This is a genomic window from Enterobacter cloacae complex sp. P16RS2 (assembly GCF_014982155.1).
Taxonomy (GTDB): domain Bacteria; phylum Pseudomonadota; class Gammaproteobacteria; order Enterobacterales; family Enterobacteriaceae; genus Enterobacter; species Enterobacter cloacae_M.
Map to the genome: position 1 here is coordinate 1 of NZ_JADCKW010000068.1, position 4081 is coordinate 4081.

The 4081-nt window shown below is 45.7% G+C and carries 3 protein-coding genes; all 3 read left to right on the top strand.

Annotated elements, in window-relative coordinates:
- The coding region (locus tag INF68_RS22825) for a fimbrial protein (protein ID WP_227412952.1) at positions 1-623 on the top strand (623 nt) is incomplete at its 5' end.
- A gap of 68 nt (positions 624-691) precedes the next feature.
- Positions 692-1387, top strand: coding sequence for a fimbria/pilus periplasmic chaperone (locus tag INF68_RS22830; protein WP_126786871.1), 696 nt, complete (start codon positions 692-694; stop codon positions 1385-1387).
- Positions 1388-1436: 49 nt separating this feature from the next.
- A complete protein-coding gene (locus tag INF68_RS22835) occupies positions 1437-4037 on the top strand; it encodes a fimbria/pilus outer membrane usher protein (RefSeq protein ID WP_126786870.1) in 2601 nt (866 codons plus the stop codon).
- Positions 4038-4081 lie beyond the last annotated feature (44 nt).

Consider the following 4081-nt stretch of genomic DNA (forward strand, 5'->3'; position numbering starts at 1 on the left):
CAAATAAAAGTCATTGCGAGCAGCATGTATCATTCACTGCCCGTAGTGCATTCCACCCTATTAATTCTGACTGCAGAATTAGTATTTTTAAAACTAAGGATATCTCAATGAAAAAGATTTTCTCTATAGCATCTATTTCTACCGTAGTAATGATTTCTGCGTCCGCATTCGCAGCAAATGAAGGCGAAACTAGTTCGGTTGTATTTAATGGTTCAATTAAAGAAAACACTTGTGTAATCAATAGTGGGTCTAAAGGACAAACAGTTGAATTGGGTGATATCGAGAAAAGTGTACTTGCAAATCAAGGAAGTTTTTCCCAACCGGTTGGCTTCACAATTGCACTTGATCAGTGTGATAACGCCAATGCTACCATCACTTTCAAAGGTGAGACCCCGCCAAGTATTAACAATGCACTGAAAACAACAGTTTCAGGTGTTGGCATCCAAATTTTGGATCAAAATACCCCGGTGGTCGTTGATGGTTCTACCCACGCACAGTCCATCAACGTTAGTTCAACTAATCCTAATGAATTCGATTTCACGGCGCGCTATATAGCTCTGGATAACAATGTGGCAGTAGGGTTGGCCAATTCAACTGTAGATTTTACCGTGAAATACAACTAATTCCTCCGCACACGGCACCCCTATCCAATGGGGTGCTACCCCTTTCATGATCATTTTTGGAGAATCAGATGTTTTATTATTCCTTTCAAAAACCGTTACTCGCCTCAATATTAGGCATAGTAATGTTTCTCCCCCATTTGGCCTCGGCGGGAGGTATTGTCTTGGGTGGAACACGCCTTATATATCCTATTGATGCCAAGCAGGCCACTTTGTCTGTTCGTAATTCTTCGCAAGAGACCAGCTACCTTGTACAAAGCTGGACGGAGAATGCGCAGGGGAATAAATCCACAGATTTTATTATTACCCCACCGCTATATGTTAGTAACCCAGGTGACCAGAATATGTTGCGCGTAATTTTCGGTGGCCCATCCCTGCCACAGGACAGAGAATCTCTGTACTACTTCAATGCTAAGGCAATTCCTTCAGTAGATAAATCAAAAATAGAAGGAAAGAACACTCTTATGCTCGCTGCCGTAACGCGCATCAAAATGTTTGTACGCCCGGCAGGGCTTGAACTCCCTGTTGAAAAGGCACCATCGATGCTGACTTTTAAACGCAGCGGGAACCAGGTGCAAATCAGCAATCCTTCTCCCTATCACATAACTATGGTTCAGGTCGCACTGGATGGTCGCAAGATTGCTGACACGATGGTAGCGCCATTTAGTACTGAATCCCTGTCAGCATCAGGAAATCCTCGAACGCTGACCTACAGCACAATAAACGACTACGGTGCGGTTTCTGCTCAGCAAAAGCAAAATCTGTAAGTTGCTTAGTGCAATTGTTCCTCTAATAGTTCTGCCTCTGGTTAATATTATGAAGAAGTCTACTTTATCGATAGCCCTGACTGGCTTATTTATTCAAGCCGGTTTCGCCGCAAATGCCTCAGGGCTCTATTTCCCGCCAGAATTTTTGGGGGCAGACGCTGATGCAGCTGCCGATCTGAGTATTTTCCAGGCTTCTGGCTCGCAGCGGCCTGGAGAATATCTAGTTGAGGTGTTTTTGAATGACAGAAGTCTGGGTCAACAAACGCTAACATTTAAAAAACGAGAAGAACAAACTGAACAACAGCGCAGTAAAGATAATACAGGGCTCTCAGTATGCCTAACACGAGAAATGCTGGTTTCATTGGGGGTGAAAGTAGCTCTCTTTACGAAGATCGCTTCTCCTGGAGAGAATGAATGCGTAACACCGGAGAAAGTCATACCGGGTGCATTTACTCGCTTTGATTTCACTAAAATGCAGCTTTTTATTAGCATCCCGCAGGCTTCACTACATAACCAAGCGCGCGGATATATTGACCCTTCACTCTGGGATGAAGGCATTAATGCCGCTTTACTAAATTATAACTTCAGCGGTGGGAACACCTTTGCCGGTAAATCGGACAGTAATAACTACTTCCTTAACCTGAATAGCGGCCTTAATTTCGGTGCCTGGCGCCTACGCGATTTCCGAACCTGGAGTTATTACAGTAACAAATATCAGACTCAGCATTCATGGCAACGCTTGAAGACTTATGTCGAACGATCTGTCATCCCCTTGCGCAGCAATCTGGTGATTGGAGAGAGTTCGACATCAAATCAGATTTTTGACTCTCTGGGTTTCAAAGGCATCAGCCTGTCGACAAATGACAACATGTATCCGGACACCATGAGGGGATTCGCCCCGGTGATCCGCGGCGTGGCTGAAAGCAACGCGCAGGTACTGGTTCGCCAGAATGGTTATAGCATTTACCAGACGAACGTTTCTCTAGGTGCATTCGAGATAACAGATCTCTACCCAATGTATAGCAGTGGCGATCTGGAGGTGAGTGTAAAAGAGGCCAACGGTAACACTCACGTGTTTACTGTGCCCTATTCCTCTGTTCCGTTACTACAGCGTGAAGGAAGGATGACATACAGCATGACTGCAGGCCGTTTTACGGGTAATAGCGACCGTTACGACAATCCAGCTTTTGGTGAGGCCACTCTCTTATGGGGACTTCCGCACAATGTAACCTTATATGGTGGTGCTCAGTATTCAGATAAATACCTGGCGGAGCAACTGGGGCTGGGCATTAACATGGGTTCAATCGGAGCATTATCCGCCGACGTAACGCATGCGGGCAGTACCCTGGCAGATGGTTCGAGCCACAAAGGTCAATCGATTAGATTCCTGTATGGGCATTCATTTAATCCTACGGGTACGCATCTCCGTCTGGCAGGATATCGATACTCGACAAAGGGTTTCCATACCCTTGATGAAACAGCGCTGAAGACCATGAGTGGGCGCTTATACGATCACGATGAGTATGATGAATATGGTAACCGTGTTAAGGACTCCTACTCCGACTACTACAATCTGTACAACACCAAACGAGCCAGATTGGAAGCAAATATCTCGCAGAGTCTTGGTACCGCGGGTTCTCTTTACATCACCGGTGTTAAGCAGACCTACTGGAATTCCGGTAGCTCTAATACATCATTACAAAGTGGCTATAGCAGTAGCTTGGGGCCTGTAAACTACTCGCTTTCTTACAGCTTTAATAAACAGAAGAATGAAGGAAATCCGTCCTGGACGGATAAGGTTTTCAACCTTTCACTGTCAGTCCCATTAGACCAGCTATTTTCATGGAAAAAGGAATCACGATCTGTCCACGCTACGTTATATGGCAGCCGGGATAATCACGGCAATTTGAGTCAGCAAGCAGGACTGAGCGGTACGGCCTTAGAAGGTAATAACCTTAACTGGAATGTTTCACAAGGATATAATCACAGCGGAAATGGTGGCAGCCGCGGCGGTACCGGAAACGCAGGATTAAATCATCGCGGTGGTTATGGCAACTCGTCACTTGGATACAGTTACAGCGATGATTACCAGCGAGTGAACTACGGCTTGAGTGGTGCCCTTATAGCGCACCGAAATGGTCTGACTCAGGGACAGCAAGTGATGGAAAGTGCAGTTCTAATTGCTGCACCGGGTGCCAGCGGTGCAGATGTTAAAGGTGCAACTGGTGTAACAACTGACTGGCGCGGATATGCCATCAAGCCTTATGCCACTGCCTATCGTGAAAATAGCATTTCTTTGGATACCAGTACGCTCGATGACAAAACTGAAATTGACAGCGGTGTAGCTCGAGTTGTGCCAACTAAAGGCGCAATTGTTCGAGCAAGTTTTGATGTTCAGCGTGGTCACCGCGCCATTATGACCCTAACTCGCAACGGTAAACCACTTCCATTTGGCGCGATGATTTCAGGCGATAAGGTCACCGGCATTGTCGGGGATGGGGGGCAAGTATATTTGTCCGGCCTTCAAAATAAAGGAAAACTGAAGGCGAAATGGGGTGATGTAAAAAGTCAGGAGTGTAAAATTGAATATCTAATCAGTGAAACAGCACAACAAGACGCAATTTCCAAAATTAACGCGACCTGTCGATGACGTGCCTTCACACAAAAGGGAAAAAATATGAAAAGTAAAAATAC

Bases quoted from the DNA above. Each gene is read 5' to 3' on its own strand.
- INF68_RS22830 (WP_126786871.1), top strand. From the start codon at position 692: ATGTTTTATTATTCCTTTCAAAAACCGTTACTCGCCTCAATATTAGGC.
- INF68_RS22835 (WP_126786870.1), top strand. From the start codon at position 1,437: ATGAAGAAGTCTACTTTATCGATAGCCCTGACTGGCTTATTTATTCAA.